This window comes from Streptomyces sp. NPDC001604 (genome assembly GCF_042893475.1).
Classification (GTDB): Bacteria; Actinomycetota; Actinomycetes; order Streptomycetales; family Streptomycetaceae; genus Streptomyces.
Genome location: NZ_JBIAUY010000015.1, coordinates 23,895 through 44,635, shown reverse-complemented (window position 1 = coordinate 44,635; position 20,741 = coordinate 23,895). Strand labels below are relative to the sequence as shown.

The 20,741-nt window shown below is 70.2% G+C and carries 25 protein-coding genes and 2 pseudogenes; all 27 read right to left on the bottom strand.

Translation table 11 applies throughout. The annotated features are described in order from the left end of the window. Positions 1–101: 101 nt before the first annotated feature. Entirely contained in the window at positions 102–1,985 is a 1,884-nt protein-coding gene (locus ACFY1E_RS32900) for a hypothetical protein (RefSeq protein WP_389082387.1), read from the bottom strand. 511 nt (positions 1,986–2,496) lie between these two features. Further along, a complete protein-coding gene (locus ACFY1E_RS32895; RefSeq protein WP_389082385.1) occupies positions 2,497–2,706 on the bottom strand; it encodes a hypothetical protein in 210 nt (69 codons plus the stop codon). Between the two features lie 89 nt (positions 2,707–2,795). Further along, a complete protein-coding gene (locus ACFY1E_RS32890) occupies positions 2,796–3,923 on the bottom strand; it encodes a DnaB-like helicase N-terminal domain-containing protein (protein WP_389082382.1) in 1,128 nt (375 codons plus the stop codon). After that, positions 3,923–5,188 carry a DNA cytosine methyltransferase gene (locus tag ACFY1E_RS32885; protein ID WP_389082822.1) on the bottom strand — a complete coding sequence of 422 codons (1,266 nt, stop codon included), beginning with the start codon at positions 5,186–5,188 and terminating at the stop codon, positions 3,923–3,925. The genes ACFY1E_RS32890 and ACFY1E_RS32885 overlap by 1 nt, the downstream gene beginning before the upstream one ends. A gap of 5 nt (positions 5,189–5,193) precedes the next feature. After that, the gene (locus ACFY1E_RS32880; RefSeq protein ID WP_389082380.1) at positions 5,194–6,066 is read right to left on the bottom strand and encodes a hypothetical protein; all 873 of its coding nucleotides are present in this window, start codon (positions 6,064–6,066) and stop codon (positions 5,194–5,196) included. Positions 6,067–6,163: 97 nt separating this feature from the next. Continuing rightward, the gene (locus tag ACFY1E_RS32875) at positions 6,164–6,412 is read right to left on the bottom strand and encodes a hypothetical protein (protein ID WP_389082377.1); all 249 of its coding nucleotides are present in this window, start codon (positions 6,410–6,412) and stop codon (positions 6,164–6,166) included. 385 nt (positions 6,413–6,797) lie between these two features. Then, entirely contained in the window at positions 6,798–7,562 is a 765-nt protein-coding gene (locus ACFY1E_RS32870) for a hypothetical protein (protein WP_389082375.1), read from the bottom strand. Then, the gene (locus ACFY1E_RS32865) at positions 7,559–8,005 is read right to left on the bottom strand and encodes a hypothetical protein (protein ID WP_389082372.1); all 447 of its coding nucleotides are present in this window, start codon (positions 8,003–8,005) and stop codon (positions 7,559–7,561) included. Before ACFY1E_RS32865 ends, ACFY1E_RS32870 begins: the two co-directional genes overlap by 4 nt. Before the next feature lie 97 nt (positions 8,006–8,102). Continuing rightward, positions 8,103–8,379 (bottom strand): annotated as a pseudogene (locus ACFY1E_RS32860) (hypothetical protein); the annotation flags it as partial. A 93-nt stretch (positions 8,380–8,472) separates the two neighbouring features. Continuing rightward, a complete protein-coding gene (locus tag ACFY1E_RS32855; RefSeq protein ID WP_389082370.1) occupies positions 8,473–9,279 on the bottom strand; it encodes a hypothetical protein in 807 nt (268 codons plus the stop codon). A 61-nt stretch (positions 9,280–9,340) separates the two neighbouring features. Continuing rightward, positions 9,341–9,943 (bottom strand): hypothetical protein, encoded by a 603-nt coding sequence (locus ACFY1E_RS32850; RefSeq protein ID WP_389082367.1) that lies wholly within the window; start codon positions 9,941–9,943, stop codon positions 9,341–9,343. Positions 9,944–10,108: 165 nt separating this feature from the next. Then, entirely contained in the window at positions 10,109–10,609 is a 501-nt protein-coding gene (locus ACFY1E_RS32845) for a hypothetical protein (RefSeq protein WP_389082365.1), read from the bottom strand. A gap of 8 nt (positions 10,610–10,617) precedes the next feature. Next, entirely contained in the window at positions 10,618–12,408 is a 1,791-nt protein-coding gene (locus tag ACFY1E_RS32840; protein WP_389082363.1) for a type IV secretory system conjugative DNA transfer family protein, read from the bottom strand. Between the two features lie 73 nt (positions 12,409–12,481). Then, positions 12,482–13,252, bottom strand: coding sequence for a DUF317 domain-containing protein (locus tag ACFY1E_RS32835; protein ID WP_389082360.1), 771 nt, complete (start codon positions 13,250–13,252; stop codon positions 12,482–12,484). Further along, positions 13,249–13,845 (bottom strand): hypothetical protein, encoded by a 597-nt coding sequence (locus tag ACFY1E_RS32830; protein ID WP_389082358.1) that lies wholly within the window; start codon positions 13,843–13,845, stop codon positions 13,249–13,251. Before ACFY1E_RS32830 ends, ACFY1E_RS32835 begins: the two co-directional genes overlap by 4 nt. Before the next feature lie 69 nt (positions 13,846–13,914). Beyond that, entirely contained in the window at positions 13,915–14,754 is an 840-nt protein-coding gene (locus ACFY1E_RS32825) for a DUF317 domain-containing protein (protein WP_389082355.1), read from the bottom strand. Continuing rightward, a complete protein-coding gene (locus tag ACFY1E_RS32820) occupies positions 14,751–15,116 on the bottom strand; it encodes a hypothetical protein (RefSeq protein WP_389082352.1) in 366 nt (121 codons plus the stop codon). Before ACFY1E_RS32820 ends, ACFY1E_RS32825 begins: the two co-directional genes overlap by 4 nt. A gap of 20 nt (positions 15,117–15,136) precedes the next feature. Beyond that, on the bottom strand, positions 15,137–15,487 hold the full coding sequence (locus ACFY1E_RS32815) for a hypothetical protein (RefSeq protein ID WP_389082349.1): 351 nt from the start codon (positions 15,485–15,487) through the stop codon (positions 15,137–15,139). Between the two features lie 56 nt (positions 15,488–15,543). Further along, the gene (locus tag ACFY1E_RS32810; protein ID WP_389082819.1) at positions 15,544–16,044 is read right to left on the bottom strand and encodes a DUF317 domain-containing protein; all 501 of its coding nucleotides are present in this window, start codon (positions 16,042–16,044) and stop codon (positions 15,544–15,546) included. After that, a pseudogene (locus tag ACFY1E_RS32805) lies at positions 16,024–16,140 on the bottom strand (DUF317 domain-containing protein); the annotation flags it as partial. The pseudogene ACFY1E_RS32805 and the gene ACFY1E_RS32810, both read right to left, overlap by 21 nt. A gap of 144 nt (positions 16,141–16,284) precedes the next feature. Next, complete coding sequence (locus ACFY1E_RS32800) at positions 16,285–17,094, bottom strand: DUF317 domain-containing protein (protein ID WP_389082347.1); 810 nt, start codon at positions 17,092–17,094, stop codon at positions 16,285–16,287. Continuing rightward, on the bottom strand, positions 17,091–17,480 hold the full coding sequence (locus ACFY1E_RS32795; RefSeq protein WP_389082344.1) for a hypothetical protein: 390 nt from the start codon (positions 17,478–17,480) through the stop codon (positions 17,091–17,093). The genes ACFY1E_RS32800 and ACFY1E_RS32795 overlap by 4 nt, the downstream gene beginning before the upstream one ends. 307 nt (positions 17,481–17,787) lie before the next feature. Continuing rightward, on the bottom strand, positions 17,788–18,150 hold the full coding sequence (locus tag ACFY1E_RS32790) for a hypothetical protein (protein ID WP_389082341.1): 363 nt from the start codon (positions 18,148–18,150) through the stop codon (positions 17,788–17,790). Next, positions 18,147–18,563, bottom strand: a complete 417-nt coding sequence (locus ACFY1E_RS32785) for a hypothetical protein (protein WP_389082339.1) — start codon at positions 18,561–18,563, stop codon at positions 18,147–18,149. The genes ACFY1E_RS32790 and ACFY1E_RS32785 overlap by 4 nt, the downstream gene beginning before the upstream one ends. A 26-nt stretch (positions 18,564–18,589) precedes the next feature. After that, complete coding sequence (locus tag ACFY1E_RS32780; protein ID WP_389082336.1) at positions 18,590–19,258, bottom strand: hypothetical protein; 669 nt, start codon at positions 19,256–19,258, stop codon at positions 18,590–18,592. Beyond that, a complete protein-coding gene (locus ACFY1E_RS32775) occupies positions 19,255–20,013 on the bottom strand; it encodes a hypothetical protein (RefSeq protein ID WP_389082334.1) in 759 nt (252 codons plus the stop codon). Before ACFY1E_RS32775 ends, ACFY1E_RS32780 begins: the two co-directional genes overlap by 4 nt. Positions 20,014–20,041: 28 nt before the next feature. Beyond that, entirely contained in the window at positions 20,042–20,713 is a 672-nt protein-coding gene (locus tag ACFY1E_RS32770; protein ID WP_389082332.1) for a hypothetical protein, read from the bottom strand. Positions 20,714–20,741: the final 28 nt, after the last annotated feature.

The following is a 20,741-nucleotide window of genomic DNA, read 5'->3' as shown; positions in this document are numbered from 1 at the left end:
GGCGGCTGACGTGGGCGGGATTGTTGCGCCGCGAGGCTTCTGTGCATGGAGTCGCACGTCACGCTCGTGACGCGAGGGGCGAGGGGCGAGGGCGCGCCGCCCTAGCTCCAGGGATCCGCCGGCGGGATCAAACACGGTTCAGCTGCCCGCAGGGCTAGGCGAATCGGTGTGCACGCCTTTACGTACTCTGCTCGGGAGGCATCGTCGACAGCGTCCAGCACAGTGGGGGACACGTCTCCTAGGGCAACTTCGGGATCTTCGGGCAGGCGTGAGAGAACCGGGATCCCGAAACGGGCGAGTTCTGCATCCACCTGTGCGGTGAAGTCCGGTGACGGGGCGCTGCCGGCGCGAGGGGAGTGCTGGCGAAGGACGAGGCCGGAAATGGGGACACGGTCCAGTGGAATGCCGGTCAGGTGTTGCTGGCGCCAAGCCATGGCCGATGCGGCTGGGGTGACGGCCACCTCTCGGTGCTCGGCGACGCCATTGCGTGCCTGAGCGGTCACGAAACTCTCGGGGTACCAAGAGGAATCGACGATGACGAAGTGGCTGTCCACAGACCGTTCGATATAGGGACCCATACCGAGGTCGTCGTTGCAGTCCACAAAGATAACCCAGTCGAAATGGGCGCGTGCCTGCTGGAGCAGGGCGCCCACGTCCGCGCGGGAACCGGACATTGTATGCGTGAAGAGGGCACCGCTGCCGGGAACCAGCCTGCCCCTGCGCCATGGCAGGGGCGGAACAAGGGTAGGACGGTCCGGGGTGGACCATCCGAACACGTCGTGCTCGTAGAGGCGGCGCACCTCACGGCCGGCGTCGAGGGAATGTGTCACGACGAGGACCGCGCAGCCGTCCAAGGCCCACGCCGCACCGATTTTCGTCGCCATCCCCGTCAGATCCCATTGGCATCTACTGAATCGAGGAGCGAGCAGCTGAGTGGACCGGCTCGCCACCGACTCGTCGGCACGCCGGGTGCGGGCGACGGGTGAGTTGCGGGGAGGGCAGCCGTGGCTGGGGAACGCGGTCTCGTCGAGTGCGGTGAAATGGCGTGGCCGCCGCGGCGCAAGCCGTAGCGGAACGCTCGCCGCAACCGTTTCCACCCGCAGGACGCCGCGCCAGCCACTCATGCGGTCGGCTGGCGCGGTGAACTCCATGACACAACGGCAGTCATCACAGCAGTGGCCTTCCCCGTCGGTGACCAGGCCAGGCCCGGCCACGGGGTCGCTGAGAATGGCAGCGAGCCGGTCATCGTGGAGGGGAACGCTCTGGTGGACCTTGCGCACGACGTGCCAGTCCAGGCCATGGTCCGCGGTCGCGGCCGACACCTGCAGATCTGTGTGGCCGGCCAGCCGGTCCCATAGCCGGATCCGGCGCAGGAGAGCACTGGGCAGTGCGACCGCTGGGCGGTGGTCGTCGATGATCGTACGAGGCTGGGGTTTACGGCGTCGGCCGCCGGTGTGGAGCTTCTCGGCTGGAAGCGTGTTGGGGTCAACGGTCCACAGGGGCACACGCCGTTGTGCGGAAAGGGATGCTTCGTAGGCGAAGAGGAGTCCTTCGACTTCGTCGGACCGATCCAGTGCGGTGAGAGCGATGGCGCCTGCGGCAGGATGGCGTGCGAACGCGATCTCGATGCTGTTGCCGACTACACGGGCCCACAGTCCGGGAGTGCCATGAACCGTCCGCTGGCCCCGCTCACGGTAGGGGAGCATCTCCAGGGCGGGGCGCACCAAGGAGAAGTGCTCGAAGCGGATGTCCAGGCGGCTCGATGCGGGAACGACTTCGGCGATCCCGAGCGGGAAGCGGTTGGCGCGCTGCGTGTTACCGATGTACTGCAACAGGATTGACTCCAGAAGCAGTTGGATGTCTGTGCCGCTCGGAACGAGCGACCTCCAGCTAGGCAGTTCCTTGACGCGCAGCCGTACGGCACGCAGGGATTCCCCCGTCATCTGCTGTCTGGCGGTGGCTACTTGCTCCTCGATCAACATCATGCTCCTTCTGGTGCGTGCCCCGACCTGGCACAGAAGGCTCATGAAACCGTTCGATGAAATGGTTGATCTTGGTAGATCGTCGGAGAGGGTTGTCCGACAGTGCCAGGGTCGGTTCAATGGCACTCGGAGCTGGCCGCTTCCAGGGGCCAGGTGGCTCCACTCCAGCTGATGTGGGGCCTCGTTGTCAAATACCGCTAGCCGCAACCGGAGCGTCGTCACTCCGTCGGGGTGGAGGCAGATCGGTGTGCCTGAGAGCCATGTGCCACATGCGTTGGCTGACGGGGGCTCTCGTAGCCGGCGATCGTCCATCGCGGGTGGCGGGGCCCCGCTTCGTGGTCGAAGAGGATCCGCAGGGTGAGCGACTAGTGGGTGCTGACGGCGGTGCGGTCTAACCAGGTGCGTTCCCTGTCAAGTTCAGCGTGTTGTAGCCGGATTTGCCGAGTGGCGGCACCTCGCTCCCGGGAACCGCGTCCGAATGGCTTCGGAAGAGGGGGTAGCCCGCGGGCTGCGGTCAACGGCCGGCGCTGGACGCGATCCGGTACTTGGCCCCAGGCAGGATCTCGTGCCGGTGATGCCCGCGGCCCTTATGGCCCGTGGTGGCGTGCTTGTCGAGCGGTTCGAAGCCGTGGAAGGTCAGGAGGGCTTGGGCGATCTGCTGCTGAGGACCGGTGAGGTGGGCGACGGCCGCGCTGGAGTGGGCAGGGTGATTGTCGAAGCGCACGTGGGCGTCGAAGGGGCTGTCGGGTAAGGGAGTTGTGCTCGCTTCGGTCTGGGGTCCGGCTGTGCGGACAGCCTGACTCGAAGGTCGGGTCAGCGAGGGGCTCGGGCGACGGGGGGTGCGGGTCGGTGTGGTGGGCTGGCCGCCCGGGGCACCGGCGCGGGACGGGCTTGGGCCCGGCTGGCGGGAGCGAGAGTGGGAGCGGTGGCGCGGTGCCAGCGGGTGCGCACGGAGTTGAGGTCGGCGAGGGCGCGGCGGCTGCCGGTGATGAGCTGGTGGGGGGTGTTGGCGGGGTCGTCGGCAAAGGCGGCGATCCGTGCAGCGACGGTCCGGGCGCGGGCTAGGAGAGCACGCTGAAGGATCTTTTCGCCCCAGTGCTCGGGGGATCCGGCGGGTGTGGAGACCAGAGCCATCACGTCTTTGGGGGTGAGGGCGTCGGTAAGCAGGCCGCGGTGCTGGGCCTCGCCCAGGACGGTGACCGGGTCGACCATGTCCCCGCGATGCACCAGTGCCGCAATGGACTGCCAGAGTGCGGCGTGCAGCGGCAGTAGGAAGTCCGTCTCGGCCAGCCACCGCATCTGCTGGACCTCCGCCGGATAGGCGGTGGCGGTCGCCAGGAGGAGGCGTTCTTCGGCGAGATCCTCCTCGCTGGCCTCATGCGGGACCTCCGCAGGGAGTGCCGTACGGGGCAAGGGGCCGGGGTGTGGCGCGAACTGTTCGGCGAGGGAGTCCAGGACGCGGCCGATGTCGTCGGCCATGCCAAGCGTCGAGGCTGCCGGGTTGGGCAGGCCCGGGTCGGTTGCGGTGGACGCGAGGCGCTCAGCGTGCCCGCGCAGGACTCGGCGGGCGTTGTCGGCGCGGATCATCCTGGCGTACGCCGCAGCGTGCTTCGGCTGCGGGCAGAACTGGATGAGGGCATGGATGTAGGAGGCATTGAGGCCGGGAGCGTGCGGACGCGCCTGTTCCAGCACCGTGTTGAGCCAGGCCGTGTCCTTGGCGTGGTCGGCGGGGTCGGGCGGTGAGAGCGTGTAGATCGCGGCGAACAGCGCGGCGTGGGTGTGGCTGTCGAAGTGGTGGGCGATCAGTGGCTCGGTGTCGGCAAGCCGTGCGGGTTCAAGGAGGAGGGCGCCGAGCAGGGCCTGCTCGGCGTAGTGGACCGGCTTCGGTGCCGGCGTGCGGTCGAGGTCGTCGTCCTCGTGGGGTTCGGGGGTGTGAGGCATCAGGCGGCGAGGGTGAAGTCGTCGGGGTTGAAGGTCTTGTTGAGGTGCGGGGCGAGTAGGTGGGCGGCCAGGCGTGGAGGGACGGCGTTGCCGATCTGGGAGAACTGCTGGCCCTTGTTGCCCTGCCACGGATAGGCGGCGGGGAAGCTCTGCAGCACACCCGCTTCCCGGGCGGTGATCTTGATCGGGGCCGGCGCCGATCGCTGCTCACCGTCGGTAAGACCGGAGGCAGGGGCGGCGACCCAAGTGCACTCGTTGGCTCGGTGGCCGAAGAACAAGGTGCCGGCGGGCTCGTCAGCACGGCGCACGGTGGCGTTGGTCTGGTTGTTGCTGCGCAGTGACCATGACCAGCGGTGCGCCTCGGTGGCACAGATGGGGACCGGAGCATCCGAGGGGTGGTTCGCATCGGGCCGGCCCGCCCAGCCCGGGCCCTGAATGCGGGAGGTCAGGGCGACCTCGGAGTCGGGGTGAGGTGTCCAGGCGCCCCGGTCGCGGGCATCGGCCAGGGTCTTACGCGAGCCGGACGGGAAGGGTTCGGGGCCGCCCCCTGGTCCGCCGCCGGCGCACACGGTGGGCACGGGCCGGTCGGTGGCGCCCCAGCCGAGGGCTTCGGCCATGGATACCCAGCGGGCGCGGCCGGAGCCGAACAGCGACTCCGGCTCGGCCAACTGTGCGTGGGTGGGCGGCGAAGGCTCGGCGGTGCGTACGCGGGAGGCGAGCAGGATCGCTCGCTTCCTGGTCTGTGGGACACCGTAGTCGGCGGCGTTGAGGATGCCGGTCCAGACGGAGAAGCCCCAGGTGCGCAGTATGGCCGCGTACTGCCGCCACAGCGGTAGGACGTCGGGGACTTCCTCCATGACCACCCACTCGGGCTCGCCCACGGTGTTGAGGGCGTGGAGGTAGCGCATCGGTTCGGCGGCGAGGAGAGATCGTTCGTCCGCGCACGCGTCGAGCAGCTGCTCACGGGAGTCGCGTCCGGCGGCGAGGTCGGCGACGGCCTGGTGGACGAGCGGCTGGTCGACCAGACCGAGACGTTTGCCTGCCATGCTCCATGCCTGGCAAGGAGGGGAGGCGATCAGCCCGAGGACCCGGCCGGAGAAGATCCACACCGGATAGCGGGCGACGTCGGTACGGATCGTCAACTGCCCGGCCATGGCGCGGGTCTTGCAGGCCCACTCGTCCCATTCCAGGCCGATGTCCCGCGCGCCGAGAACATTGAGTGCGTGGCTCCAGCCGCCGGGACCGGCGAACAGGTCGAGGATGATCCGTCTCAAGAAGCCAGCCCGAAGTCGTCCTGCATCGGCTCGACTTCACCCCGGCAGGCCCAGGGGGAACAGCCGTCGAGCACGCCGTTCTCCAGCTCCTCGACCGCGGCGGAGCGGTCGCCGAGCGCCTGCTGACGTGCGGCCCACTCGGCGGCGGTGACGTGATCGATGGGGGACTGATCGAGCGGTACGCGGGAGCGGTGCAGGAACGCCTGACCGAGCAGACGGTTCCCGGAGGCGTTGGCGCGGGCATTGCCCTGGCGGATGGCCGCATCGAACGCAACCACGTCCGCCCATTCCTCAGGGCTGGTGTCCCGGATACTCCTCCACTGAGCGTTGCCGTGGAATGGGCAGCCCAGACAACTCGATTTTGGCGTATCCGCCAGGCCGATGGAGGTGAGGTAGCGGACGCAATCCGAGCGCGACCAATTGAGGTCAATGAGCGGGTGCCGATTGCGCATGTACTTGACGTCTGCGTCCTTAGCCCGGTGGAACTCGTCGGTGGAGATGCCTACCCACTGCTCGACGAACACACCCTTCGGAATGCGCAGCGGGTATGGGTATCCGAGAAGTTCCCGGACCTTCTTCTTGATAGGCTTGATTTTATATTCACCGGTGCACTGGCGCCTGGTCATGCCCTGCTTGCCGTCCTGATTGAGGATGTATAGAGGCATCGAGGCAAACCGGTGATCGGGGTCTAGGGCGTCTTTTCTTATGTGTCCAGAGGAGACGCGCAGGACGGGTATTCCTGCGGGTGCTGCGATTTCCCGTTCGAGACGGTCGAGATGGTCATAGACCGCGCGGGGTTCCCAGCCGGTATCGGCGAAAATTGCGTAGTCGACCTTCGGGAGGATTCCCTCAGCGGACAGTGCCAGCATGGCGCTGGACTGCACGCCCGCGCCGAGCGAGATGGACCGGAAGACAGGGTTTGTGGAAATAGGGGCTCCTTGCGGGAGACGCTGGAGGCAGAAGGGGTCAGCGTTGGTGGGCGGCGGGGGCCGTTGTGAAGTGCTTCGGAGGATCCGGCGGCCAGAGCTGGACCGCAGAGGGCGGGAAGGTGACGCCGGAAAAGTGGGCGAGGACGGTCAGCCCGAGCGGGGTTGGCGCAAGGCGTTGGCCGATGGCCGAGGCGGGGTGCGCGGCGCGGTCACGGTGGGCGAGGCCCTTGCGTTCCAGAGCGTGCCAGGTGGCGATCGCGATGTGCGCCGAGGTCTGGGTGTCCACGTAGAGCGAGCCGGTAGTGCGCTGCCTGATCCGGCTGGGCGTGCGGGTGAGGACGCGCAGAGCGGCGCGCTGCTGCCACGTCAGGCCACGCGCGATGGCCGACAGCTCAGTAGCTGAAATGTTCGGACTGTTTTGGAAGTCCGGCGTCGGGGCGCGCCAGTCGCGAGGTTGCTGTGGCGGAGTAGGGAGGTCGGACGGGACGATGAGCGGCTCCGGACATGTCTGCGGGGTCTTGTGTGGCGAGCTGAGTTGTCGGGGTGGGGCGCGGACGGCCGTGGGACGAGAAGCCTGGGAGTGGGGCGGCTAACGCGTCGCTGGTCTCCGGCTGTTGAGCGAGGGCAGCGTCCGGGGCGTGGAGATGGGGTGTCTCCTGCGGTGCGGCGGTTCAACGGCTTCGGGCGGCTGCCTGCGTGGCGGTGGGGATCGGGCGGGACGTCGTGCCGGGGGCGGTGGCCGGTCCTGTCGGGGGTAGTCCGATGACGGAGGCGAGAGCGGTGATGCCTGCTGGTGTGAGGTGCACGCGGTCTTGGGCCGGGCCGCCGATGTAGGCGCAGGGTGCGGAGTTCGGGATCCGTTCGGCAAGGCCCTTCGTCTCCAGGGCCCGCAGCGTGCTCATCAGGACCTTGGGCTCCCTAGAACGCGTGAACTCCCGCCCCAGGGAACTGCTGGCCACGACATGACCGCAGGCGATCTGCGCCAGGGCGGTGCGCTGGGTGGCAGTGAGCCGTTCATCTGGTGCGATGGCGGTCGACCAGTGACGTCGCCTTGTCTCCGCGGCGAGACTCGCGGCGCAGCCGACCGCGGCTTCGGGAGCCAGGGCGGTCAGCTCACGAGCCGACTGGACGCCCAAGGCGGCTGACGCGGTGCTGAGAAAGGCGAGCTGTTTCAGCCGCACCAGCGTCTCTGTCAACTCCGTGCTCTCGTAGAGCCGTTCATCTTGGATGGCCTTGACCGCGATGCGGGTGTCGGACGCCAGGCGCTGTGCGGAGTCGGCGTGGGCCTGCGGCTCGGGTTCCGTCGCAGGGTGAAGGAGGACGTCGAGCGCGTCGTTGTGCCGGGTGTACTGATCGGCGAGGTGGAGCAGCCGCTCGACGGGCGTCAGCGGTGGCGGTACGTCGAACAACAGGGACTCGGCAGGCGGCGTGCTCATGAGCGGCGCCGTACGGTCGGGGCCGGCACGGATATGGCGGCGGTGGTGCGCTGTGTCACGGGACGGCGGGGCGTACCGAGACAGGCGCGGGCCGCGGCCAGGGACTGGCCGGCGTCGTCGAGATGGACGCGCAGGCGGGTGTGTTGGTCGATCGCATCTAGCTGCTTCGGAGGTGTGGCCTGGGCGCCGGTCCGGGCGAGGGCGACGAGCGGGGCGAGGGCCTGGGTGTAGTGGGCGATGGTCCGTCCCAGGTGCCCGGTCGTCTGTCCCAGGGCCTCGGCCGGAGGGAGGCCGGCGATGTTCGGCGCGAGCTGGTACTCGACGTCGGCGGCCATGCGGGCGGTCAGATGGCAGAGCAGGCCGATGTGCCGGGTGGCGGTGAACAGGCCGATTCCGTCACCGGTGATGCGGTGCTCGCGCAAGTCGGCGATAACGGCATCCACGGCTTCGTGCGGCTCCATATCGTCCAAGTCGATGGGCTCGTAGGTGTGAATGGGCGCCTCCGTGGGCGAGTTGAGCGGGAAGAGAGGGCGAGGGCCAGGCGGCGGTGCCGAAGCCGGTCTGCTTCGGGGGCGGCCTCGGTGACGGCGCGTTCGGTGATGCCCGAGGACGTGCGGAAGGGGGCGGCGGACAGGGCGTCGACGCTGGGCACGAGATACCAGGGGTCGCAAGCCGAGCATGGCCGCGCGCATACCGGTGGCGAACGTTGGCGGGGTGCCCTTGGGCAGGGCACGGATGGCGTCGGCGGCCAGGGTGCGTTCCTACCGCAGGCTGACGGACGTGGACTGCCGGACTCGGAGGTCGAGGTGAAGGTGGTCAAGCGGGCCGAGCACGTCGGGGTGCTTGTTGGCCCCCACCCCGGCCAGCTGGCCTGGAAAGATGAGCGCGAGGTCGACGGGGACGAAGCCGTTCACCGCCGCCTCCCGGCCGCGGCGGCAGCGGGCACGTTGGCGTTTGCGGTTGTCGGCGTACGGGCGGGTTTCTGGGTGTCCAGGGCCAGCCGTCCGGCGGCGGTGACCGTGACCTTCCGGCTCACGAAGAGCGACGTCCCCTGCTGGACGCGGATCAGCTTGTTGTCCGCGAGAGCGGTGAAGGGCTTGCTGTGGATGGTGCTGCCGTCGCCGGCCAGGACGGTCTCCCGGCTGCCCCGCAGAGACCGGGAGACGCTGGTGCCGCCCTGGGCGACCTTCTCCAGGGCCGTGTACTGGGCTGAGGTCAGCTGCGGAAGCGGCGGCAGGTGCTCCGGGTGTTCCTTGAGGTCGCGGATGATGCCCGATGCGGTGTAGAGGCAGCCGGTTGCACACAAGGCCAGTTGGTGGGCGGCGTCGCCCAGGGCCTCGGCCAGACGAGGGGCGGCCTCGGCGTGCCGGGCCTTGCGCACGGTGTCGTCGTCCAAGGGCGGGCTGCCGGCGAAGACGGTTCCCTCCAGCGGGTTGTCGGCCACCGCGCTCGCGAGGTCGAGAGCGGCCACGGAAGCCGCTTCCACGACGGAGCTGAGCGCCTCCAAGGCGGGACGGCTGCCCGGTACGAGGGTGTACTGGCTGCCGTCGAGGGCGACCAGCCGCATCAGGGTGCGGCCGATCAGCTCGTGCACCTGGGCGATCTTCGGGGCGAGCTGCTTCAGCATCTCGCTGCCCGGCCGCGCCTTCAGTGTGCTGACGCTGGTCTTCAGGGCGCCGAAGTCGGCGCCGAGCTGACGGAGGTGGTCGACCTGCACGGGCAGGTCGATCTGGCGGATGGCGATGGTGGGTCCTTAAGAATGTCGGTGGTCCGGGAGGTCAGTGGGTGCGGCGCCGCACCGGCCCGGTGGCCGGGCCGCCGGGGACGGCGGCCGAAGTGCGCTGGGGCGCGGCGGGGATCGCGTCGGGGGTGGGGATGCCCAGCTCGACGTGGACATTGAGTCCATGGGCGTAGGCGTGGGATTCGGCGCGGACGACCGCGCCCAGCAGGTCATGCTCGCTCAGCGGCAGCGACGGCTCGTACGAGGAGCCGTCGGGCGAGGGCGTGAAGCCGTGCTGTTCCAGGAGGGAACGGGCCTCGTCCGTGGTGGCGGTCGCGGTGAGGGTGGTGTCGGTGAGCGTGAAGCGGAGGTCGGGCTCGGGGCAGGGGCTCTGTCGGCTCCGGCAGGTGGTCCAGGACAGGTCGACGAGGTCGTGGGTATGGGACAGGAGTCCGTACATCGCTATGCCGGCCCGCTCGTTGGCCTCCTCGGAAGCGGTGGGCGGGAGCAGGTAGACGGTCCGACCGTTCACTTTGCGGGCGGTGAAACCGGCGTCGGTCAGCAGACGGTCGGCGCTGCGGATACGGCGGTTGAGGACGACGAACGTGTGCGCGTCATCGGTGGACCCAATGAACACGTCAGGCACGTCCACGAAGGACACGGGATTCTCCAAACGCTCGGGACAGCATGCTGCAAGGGGGGGCTTGGTGCATCGGCGGGCATCGCGGCGAACGGGCCGTCAGCGCCTGGTAGCAGCGGGAGGCTTCGTCGCCGACCCCGGCGGGCTCGACACGGTTGGTGAGAGCTACGAGGGTGTGATGCAAGATCAGCGGCGCGCGGTTGGCGGCCGGCCGGGTGGTGCGGGGACGGGTACCGCGGGTGGGCGGAGGTTGAGGAGGGCCGGAGTGCGCAGGACGGACAGGGGCTGACCGGAGGCGGCGATACGCCAGAACGACCAGCCGGTCCGGTTCGGCGACGCGATGTCCGGCCGCAGGGCGCGGATGACGGCAGCCGACGCGCCGCTGGGACTCTTGTAGGTCCCTTCGCCCGGGCCGTGGGGAACCGCGACGCACGAGGTGGCCGGGTCGAAGAGGGCGTCGACGCGGGTGTTGGCGTACCGGGCGTACACCGGGATCGGCGGCGGTGGTGCGGCGAGCGCTGCGTGGGCACGCTGGGCATCGCCGTGCTCGGCTGTCGATTGCTCGAAGTGGGCGAGGAGACGTTGGAAGACGCCTTTCGGCGTGGTGCTCCAGGCACGGGCGAGCAGCGTGATCTGCCTCTGCGTGTCGGGGTCGAGATCGAGGGCCGCGAGCTCTTGCGATGTCATGGCGGGTCTCATGCGGCCTGGCCGAAGTCGTCGCGTGAGGGAGCGGCTTTGGCAACGGCGCGCGCTGTGATGGCCTTTGAGGCGCGTGCGGAGAAAGAGGCGAGGGTGTCGGCGCCGGGTTCGAGGTACCAGGGGCGCAGTTCGAGCATGGCGGCGCGCATGCCGGTGGCGAAGCACAGGGCGGTGCCCTTGGGCAGGGCGCGGATCGCGTCCGCGGGCAGGATCCGTTCCTGACGCATCGACACCGACGTCGACTTGCCGGACTCGGAGACCGAGGTGGAGGTGGTCTCCACGTCGTGGTCGCCGATGAGGCGGGAGAGCTTGTCGGCGAAGTCCGGGTCGTCGATGCCGGAGCCGATGACCTTGACGGTGCTCGCGGACCACATGGCGTCCATGCCCGCGTCGCCCCAGACCTTCTGGCCTTGCCGGTAGGACTGCAGGATCGTGATCGGGATGATCCCGCGCGAGCCCAAGTGCGAGTACAGGTCGGGCAGATCGGAGATCTTGCAGACGTTGGCGGCCTCGTCGAGGATCGCGAGCATCGGCGGGTCGAGGCGTCCTCCGGCACGTTCGGCCTGCGCGGTCGCGGCACGCATCACGCTGTCTGCGCACGCGGCGATGAGGGCCGAGGCTCCTCCTCCGCCGTCCTTCGACAGCAGGTAGAGCGTGTCCGTCGAGGTGACGAACGTGGACGGCGTGAACTCGGGCACGTCCTTCTGCGGGGTCACCCAGGCGGCGATCTCGTTGTTGAGCAGGGCGGCGGCGTACTGGCGGGCCGTCTCGTAGATGCCGTCCCGGGTTTCGGGCGGGCCCTCCACGGTGCCCTTGAGCTGGGCGGCGACCGCGGCGAACTTGTGGTCGCGCAGGATGTCGAGCGGGGTGCGGTCGGCGGGAAAGGCGAGCCAGGCCATCACGTCGGTGATCGGCCGCTCGTCGAGCGCGGCGGCCAAGAACAACTGGGACAGGATGTTGGACCCGGCCTTGGACCAGAAGTCGCCCTGCTGGGAAGCGTCCACGCTTGCGGCGAGGAAGTGGCCGGCCAACCGCCCTGCGCCGTCGAGGGTCTTGGCGTCGGCCAGGGGGTTCCACCACATGGCCCGTTCGGCGTGGGCGATCTGCTGCGGGTCCATCGACCAGGTCCGGCCGACGGCCGCCCGCGCGTCGAGGGTCGTGGTGTAGGCGTCGCCGGCGGCCTTGTTGGAGGTGAGCAGGACCGGGCCGGGCGCGTTGAGGATCGAGGGGATCGCCAAGCTGGTCGTCTTACCGGATCGGGGTGCCATGATCGCGACGGCGACGTCCTCGTACCCCATGCGCACTTCGTGCTTCGTGCCCTGGAGATTGCCGAGGAGGATGCCGGTGTCGGCTGCGGCGATGTGCTTGGCGTCTTTCAGGCTCGGGCGCAGCGCCCGAGCTTTGTCGGTGATGGCCTTGGCCAGAAGCGGTTCGATGTCCCGCTGCTTGGCCATGCCAGCGACGCGCTTCTTGCGTCCGCTGCCGCCGCCTCGGTGCCGCTTGTAGAGCACCGCGGCGGTGATGCCGAGCGCGACGAGCACGGCGCCGGGCAGGACACGTGCGCCGACCAGGAGGGACGTTTCGCTCAGGTCCGGCCACAGCTGGTCGGGGTGCAGGAGGGCCTGAACCGGCTGGTAGGGGGCGGCGTGGGAAGCGGTGGCCCAGGCGGTGAGATTGCCGCCGAGCCAGGCGAGGTTGGACAGTGGCACGGCGACGGCGATGGCGCCGAGAAGGATCTTGAAGGCTATGTCGTAGCCGTCGGTGGACTGGGAGGAGGAGTTCGGCAAGAGGGCGGTTCCTGGGGCGGGTGATGTCGGTGCGCGCGCTGCGCAGCAGGGGCAGGGGGCGGTCGTACGGGGGTCAGGGCATGCGGCCGGGCGGTGGACCGGACGGAAGCTGCGTGGGTGGCGTCGTGGGCCGCGGATGGCGGCCGGTCAGGTGCTTGACGCGGTTCTCCAGCGCGAAGGCGACGGTCTCCACGGGCACGTGCTGCCTGACGTCGTGCCGGTGGCGCACACCGAGTCCGGGCAGGCGGTTCGGATCACGGATGACGGGGGTGGCGTCGGTGAGTGCACGGGTCAGGGCGGCGACCAGATGGGGCGGGGTGGTGCCGTCCAGGCACGCACCCCACAGCGCGTCGTCCGGGGTGTGGCCGTCGGTGACCGTGATGCTCCAGTGGTCGAGGCCGTGTGCGGTGACGTACTCGACGCGGACCACGCCGTCGGGCGACACGAGGCCGCTCTCGTGGGGGCTGCCGCGCCAACCTGCCTGCCGCAGGAGGGCGGTGGGTGGTGCGGCGGCCTGCGGGGCGCGGGGGTGGGTGAGGGCGGTGGTGGCGGCGGCGATGATTTCGGCCGGTGTGTGGGCGTCGAAGGTGGCCTTCCACGCCGGCTGGCCGTGGCTGGGGGCGTGGTGGATGGTCCACCATGGCTCGTCCGGGTCCGGGTCGATGCGTAGCGTCGCCTGCCGGTTGGGGCTGGTGAGCAGGACACGGGGCAGCAGTGGATCGTGGCCGTAGCTCCAGCCGCTGGCCCGGTGCAGGGGGACGGTGACCCAGCCCGGATCGCCGCGGCCGGCCAGATAGACCGGGGTGACAAGCCTCAGCTCGACGGTGTCGCTCACGCCCGTCACCGCTGGACCGTAGACGATGCGGCGGCGTTGGGCACGGGCGCCGTCGCCGACAAGGCCGACGCGGATGCCGTCGACTGCCTCTGTGCCAGTGCGTTGACCGCGAAGAGCGCCTGGCCATGGATCGCCCACTGGTCGAGGTAGGACCAGGCTTCCGCGTAGCTCTCGGCGAGCGGCTCCTCGTACGCCGTCGTGCCGGGCTTGGCGCTCTCGGGCAGTGCAGCGCGCACCGCGCGCCATTCGGCGTGGACGGCGTACAGCCGCTGCGTGGCCTCGTGCAGTTCGCGCACCTGCCAGGCGTATCGCCGGGTCAGGGCGGTGACCGGCAGCTGGGCGAGCTGCTGCTCGGCGACGTGCACCAGCTCGTCGGCGTGGTAATACACCCGGCCGAAGGCGGACAGGGTGTCGCAGTCGCGCTGCTGCTGGCGCAGCCCGTACGTGTCCTCGTCGTGGGGCTGGAACGTTTCGGGGTCGGAGTGCTTATCGGAGTAGGCGTCCCAGGCGGCGAGGATCTGCCTGCTGTGGCGCAGGTAGAGGGCGAGTTGGCTCAGGTAGAGCCGGTGCGCCGGGCTCGCGGTTTCAAGGGAAAGGGGCAAGAGGGGCCTTTGGGCGGGCAGTTCGGAGGGGTGCGGGGTGCGGCGCGGCCAGTGGCCGCGCCGCGTGGTTCACCGGCCCCGTGCCGCAGCCGCGGCCACGTCGGTGGAAGGTGCCGGCACGGTGCGCGTGGTCGGCGCGGCACCGCGGCGGGCCTTGCGGGCGGCGGCCCGGACGGCCTTGAGACGCGCGTCGTGGGCGGCGGCCAGATGCTCGCCCTGCCGGCGACGTTCCACCTGCGTGACCAGGTGGGACTCCGGGACGTCGTAGTGGCCGCGCGGCACGGGCGCCGGATTCGTGAGGGCAGCGGCGAAGCCGGCGAGCAGGTGACGGGGCGTGTGGTCGTCGAAGTACGCGTTCCACAGCCGGCGTTGGCCGCCGAGGCCGGTGGGGAGCGCGACTTCGGCGATCCAGCTGAAGTAGTCGCTGGTCAGCGTCGCCCGCCGCTCCATGGTGGTGATGCCGTCCGGATGGTGTGCGCTCTCGTTGCCCCGCTCGTCGCGTGCGTAGGTCCACTCGGCCGCTTGCAGCGCGGGCCACACGTCCGGTTCTGTGGCCGGCGCGGGGTGCACGAGGGCGTCGGTGAATCCGGCGATGACCTCGGCGGGCGTGTTGCCGCCGAACGAGGCGTGCCAGCGTTCCTTGTCCGTGTGCGAGGAGATCCGCCACCAGGCGGTGTACGTGTCGGGTGCGGGTTCGAGCACGAGTGTGTGCCGGAAATCGGGGCTGGCCAGGACGACGTGGGGGAAGTGGGGGTCGGAGTGGTTCGTCCAGCCGGCGGCCCGCAGCGCCTGGGTGACATGGCGGGGATCGCCGGGTCCGGCGAGGTGGCGTGGACTGGTGTCGAACCAGATGCGGCGGGAGGGGGCGTCGGCCCTGCTGGTGATGTAGGGCATGCCCGGGGCAGTCATGAGGGGTCCGGGGGATCGGCTGACTGAAATGCGTGGACGCTCAGACGCTGTACATCGCGATGGAGGTCGTGGCAGTCGGTGACCTCGGGGGCTGCGGCTCTTAGCCGGGCGATGATGTGGCGGATCTCGACGGGCCATGGTAGGAGGGCGTGCCCCTCGATGAGGGTGGCGGTGGCGCGCAGGATGTTGCCGAGGATCATGAGGGCGCCGTACTCGTCGTCCAGGACCTTGGCCAGCATGGGCAGGGCGTGGGGAACGGACGGTGCGTCCCGCAGATGTAGGTAGACCTCGTCCAGAACGTCGAGGGCTTCGGTGACTTCGTCGGGGCTGGGGCAGCGCCAGGGGATGGGTGGGGATGGCATAGGGGCCTCGGGAGGGGTGGTCAGTGTCGGGGCGGCGCGGTGGTGGTGCCGAACTGTTCGCGCAGGCGCTGTACGTCCCAGTGCAGAACGTGCCAGTCGGTGGCCTCCTGGGCGGCGTCGCGGAGCCCGGCGATGATCAGGCGGATCTCGTCGGTCTGGGGGTAGGCGGCCTGCTGGGCGACGAGGCGGGCGGCGCTGCGCAGGACGTCGCCGAGCAGGATGGGCACGCCGGTGTCCTCATCGAGGAGGCCGGCGAGCAGCGGCAACACGTCGGATACGGGAGGGCCGGTGCGCAGGTAGTCCTTGACCTGGGCCAGGGTGGCGGTGGCCCGCGCGACCTGGTCGTCGCTGGGAGCAGAGGGGTGAGGCATCAACGTCCTTGCGTGAAGCGGGAATGAGGGGAAGGGCGCCTTGAGCGGGCGGCTGTTCATCGGCGCTTGCGGCGGTGTGGCGGGCCCTGGGCAGGGGGGTGTCGCCGGGGTCTGATCGAGGGGGCTGTGGCACCGGGGTCTTGGAGCCGCTGCCGGTGCATCTGCTGGAGCTGCTCCAGCGAGACGGTGCTCCTGGTGGAGGTGTGGAACAGGGTGTTGGGTTCTTGCCCCTCGTCGCGCAGCAGCGGTGCGGGGTCCGTCAACGCGGCGACGAATCCCGCGATGGCCGCGGACGGTGCCCTCTCGTCGATCGACGCGCCCCACAGCCACCGGCGTCGTTGCGTGGTGATCGGAACGGAGACCTCTGCTTTCCAGCGCCAGCCGGGGGTGCCGGGGACCACGGGCACCCGTGCGAGAACGGCGGTCTCGTCGGGCGCTAGCGCCGCCGTCTCCGGGCCCTGGCGGTAGGGGTTCCAGCCTTGGTTGCTCGCCAGATGCCAAAGGTCCCCGAGTGGCAGGTGCGCGAGGCTGGCGAGGGCGTCCGTGAAGCCCGCGATGATCTCGACTGGGGTGTGGCCGCCGAACTGGGCGGACCACTCCCGCCGGTCGGCGGGGTGGATATGCCACCAAGACTCGCGTGGCTCGGGCGCGGTGGGCTCCTGGGTGAGCTGGAGTTACCGGTCTGGGCTCTCCAGCAGGACGTGGGGGTAGCCGGGCACCGAGTGGTTGGTCCAGCCGGAGGCGAGCAGGTACTCGGTCACGTGCGGTGAATCTCCGCTGCCGGCCAGGCGCCGGGTTCACCGCGTCCGTCCCGCCCCGGCGTACGGCCGAGCCCGGGGACCTTGAGGGCGTGCCTTGTTGGTGGCGAAGGTGTTGCTGGCCCAGGTGGCGGCGCGGGCCGCGGTGATGCGGGCCTGCTGCCACGCGCTGAGCTGCGAGGGCAGTATTGACACCGAGGTGGTGCGGATTCTCTGGGAGGGCGGGACGTGGCCGAGCGGCCGCATCACTGGCTGCGGGTCGGCGAGCGCGGTGCTGAACGCCTGCACCAGGTGCATCGGCGTGGTCGGCGTGAACATCGCCTCCCATACCTGGCCGTGTTCATTGCGGGCGCCAGCCCACCAGTGGGCCTGTCCGGGTGCGGACTGGTGGAAGCGGACGACGGCGTCGCCGTCCGGGCTGCGGGCGGTGAAGTGCTGTCCGTGTTCGGTCTCCCAGCCCTGTGCCTCAAGCGGCGCCCACACGTTGGGAGCGTGCGCGGAGCGTGGCCGGGTCAGCGCGTCGGTGACTCCGGCCACGATCTCGACGGGGACCTGGCGGCCGAGCGTGGCGTGCCACGCCTCCTGTGACTTGGTCTGCTTCCCGCTGATGGTCCAGCCGCCGGGCTGGGTGTACGGGTCGTAGCCGATGCGTACGGACTTGTCGGGGCTGTCGAACACGACGGGACCGCCGGTCTTGGACTTGTCCTTCCAGCCCGAGGCACGCAGGTACTCGGTGACGTGACGCAGGTCGCCGGCGCCGGCGAGATGGCGGGGCTCGACGAGGTAGTGCTGCTGGGCCTGCTGACCGCCGGCGGCGCCCCAGCCGGACCACCGCTTGTTCTGTTTCACCGGTGCCGCCTGACGACCATCGCCGAGGTCGAGGGCCGCCCGGCCGGACCGGTGGACGGCGCGGTGGGCATGGCGATCTGCTTGATCGCTCCGGTGTGCTCGTGGAGGTCGACGCCCACGCTGCCCAGTTCGTTGGCGGCGCGGCCGAGGGCCAGCCACACCTCGGGCGGCAGGATGCCGTGCTCGGAGTGGGTCTTCGCGAAACGCGAGCCCGTTTCGACGAGCCCGGTGACCTCGCCGAGGATGCCGGTGTCGTAGTCCAGCACGTTGCCGAGGATCTGGGCTGCCTCGTGCGGTGGCGCCAGGGCGAGGAGGCGGCGGAGCTGGCCGAGCTGGTGGGCGATGTGGTTGGCCAGTTGCACCGAGGTGGGGGTCGGGTTGGTCATGGGCCTCCTGAACGGGCCGGGTTGGTTGCTAGTTGTGGTGGCGGATGCGGTAGCTGTCGACGAGGAGGAACGCGTCGCGGCGGCGGGCTTCGTCGAGGGCTGCCTCGGGGCGTCCGCCCGCCAGCGGGATGGCGCGCTCCCGGCTGCCGACGGTGACGGCGCGCAGGTAGCGGCGGAACAGGGCGGTGACCAGGCGGGGTTTGCGGCTGGCGGTGATCGGCGGGGGCGTGCGGTCGGGTTGGTTGGTGACGGCGGGCTCCTGGGGCGGGTGAGGGCCGGCCTCGGCGGGTCGGCGACGGTCGGGCGGTCAGCGGGTGCGGCGTGGCGGTGCAGCGCGCGGTGCGGGTGGCGATGGCTGCCGGTGTGCTGCCTGTTCGGCGAGTGCGGTGCGGTAGGCGGTGCCGCCGAAGAGGCCCGCGTCGATGTCGACCTGGTATCCGGCACGGGCAAGCAGCGGTGCGGCCCGGTCGGCCATGGACTTCATGGCGATCTCGTCCATCTCGTCGGGGACTTGATGCCAGACGTCGGCCAGGGCCCTGTGCCGGTTGAGACCGAGGTCGTCGAGCAGGCCCAAGAGGTGCTCGGAGGCGCCGGAGCGGGTGTCGACGTAGATCGTCGCGTCGCGATGGTAGAAGGCGACGTCGACGTCGTATTCGTCGGCGAGGCTCACCGGCGGCGGGCCCTTGCCGGAGGGTCCGTGGAGGGTGCTGGGGGTGCGGCTGCGGCTGCGGCGAGCGGCGGGGCCGGGGCGCCCTGGTTGCGCAGGGCTGCTGCGGCGTCGGTGTAGGCGGCCGTGTCCCAGACGTCATCGGAGATGTGGACCACGTATCCGGCCTTGTGCAGCCAGGGCACCGCATGCGTGGCGAGCTGCTTCTTCGCGTCCGCGTCGAGGTGGGCGGGTGCCTCGTGCCAGACGTAGACGGGCCCGGGGGTGGTCATTGTCTGGCGCTCGAAGCCGAGGCTGTCGAGGAGGGCGAGCAGTTGCTCGGGTGCCCCGGTCGCAGTGTCGGCGTGAACGGTGTCGGTGAGGGGCTTGAGGTAGATCGTGACGTCGGTGCCTTCGTCGTCGGCACGGTTTCCCACGTGCGGTTACTCCTGTGAGGGCCGGGTTATCGCCGTCGTACGGACGGCGCGGACGAGGTGGCGCGCGGTGCGCTGGCCGGGCCTGGGGCGGCGGCGGTCGGCGGGGTGCGCCGGGCGGCCTGTTCGCGGATCACCGTGATGCGGTGCGCCTGGTTGGACAGGCTGCTGGTGGCCTCCATCAGCTGTTCTGCCGGTTCGTCGTCGAGCCCGGCGTCGCGGAGCCGCTCACCCCACGTCGCCCATGTGGCGATCAGGGCCCGCACCAGCTGCGGGAGCATCCCTTCCTCGGGTGCGGCGATCTCCGCCAGGAGGACGGCAACGTCGCGGTCGGTCTCGGTGGCGCGGGCGCGCGATTCGAGCCCGGCGAGGTAGCGGCAAGCCGCCTGCCGGTCGCCGTTGGGGGTGGCCAGGGTGTTCAGAGCGGGGTCGAGGTGGACGCTGTACCCGGCGAGGAGCAGGGCGTGGGCGGCGGCGGTAGCGCCGTGCCGTTGCTCCTCGACGGGCAGGTGGTGCGGCAGACGGTGGTAGTCGCGAGAGGCACCGGGGGCGGAGTGGAAGCCGCCGGCGGTCTGGAGGATGCCCGCCGCGCGTCCGTCTCCGCCGATGGCGAGGACCAGCTGGCTGCGCGGGTCACGGGTGATGGTGACGTAGTTGAGATCGAAGAAGACCGGCTCGTCTTCGTCGCGGGGCGTCATCGGCCCCGGTGCGTGGAGACGACGGACGGGCTCGGCGGCGCGACGGAGGTGGTGTCCAGGGCGGGCCGTGTCGGCGGATGACGCAGTACGGTGTCGATGCCCAGCTCGGACAGACGCTCTCCGGCGGCTCGTACGGAGGCGGCCTGGTGCGCGGTGTCGTCGCCGGACAGCACGAAGACGTTGCGGTCGGGCGCGAAGACGAAGCCGTTCTCGGTCAGGGCCTTGGTGACATCCGCACGGACCGGCTTGTCGACGACGATGGCTTCGCCGGCCCAGGTCATCACGACGTGTTCCGGCTCGGCAGGCTGCGGTGCCGCGAGCCGGGCGGCGTTGCTGCGGACCTGATGGACGGCGACGTCGTAGCGGGGCAAGAGGCCGAACGTGATGTCCTCGGCCGCGCTGAACGGGTCGGCGTCGACTGCGATTCCGTCGGGCTCGCGCACGCCACGGAACGCCTCAGCTGGGGCATCGGACGGGGCCATCGGGGCGATCAGGTATCCCTCGCCGTGGCCCGGGCGGTCGGCGACGAACAGACGGGTTCCGTCGTGCCGCTGCAGCACGGCGCAGTGGTCCACGGTGTGCTTGGCCAGGGCGTCGGCGACTTCGTTCATGTCCCATACGGCATCGGTGAGGGCGCTGTGGTCGTTGTTGGCACCGCGGTCGGGGTGGTACGTGCTGGTCCAGGCACCGGGCAGTTCGCCGGCGAGGACGGCGGCGAACGAGCCGAGGCTGGTGTCGGGGGTGGGGTCGTGCATGGGCTCCTCGGAAAGGGAAGGGTGCGGGTCAGCGCCGCGGGCGGGCCGGTGCGGGGGCGGCGGGCACGGCGACGGGGGTGGTGGCCAGGCGTGGTGGAGGCGGTGGGCAGGCGCAGCCTGCGGAGGCTTCGCGTGCGTCCGGTCCGACGTCGGCCGTGCACGCGCGGCGCCGGGGATGGTCCTGGTGCCGGTCGGCGAGGTCGTTGCGCATGTGCGCGAGGTCGGACCACAGGACGGCGAGCCGGTGCTCGGCCAGGTACTGCAACCGCTTCGCGGTGTACGGATCAGGCGGCTGGCCGAGGTCCTGATAGAAGGCGGCGGTGGCCGCGAAGACCTCGCCGAGGGCGATGAGCACGCCGTCGTGGGAGGCCGTCAGTTCGGTCAGGGCGTCGGCGACCTCGTCGCTGGTGGTGGCCTCGCGGATCCGCTCGGCGAGGTGCGCGACCTGGGAGCCAAGCGGCAGGTAGTGCGGCTCACGCCTCTCGGTCTCGAAGGCGTCGTCGGCTTCGACGTCGTACTTGACGGCGCGCAGCCGGGCGACGGCGCGTGTGGCGAGACGTTCCTCCTCGGCTTCGTCGAGGCCGACGGGCAGCCGGTGATAGGTCTGGTGGAGGCGGACGACTGGGACGAAGCTGGTGCGCTGCAGGATGCTGTGGGCTTCGGGATCCCCGCCGCGGGCGAGGACTTCCCCGGAGTGCACATCGCGTCCCAGGGTCAGGAAACGATGA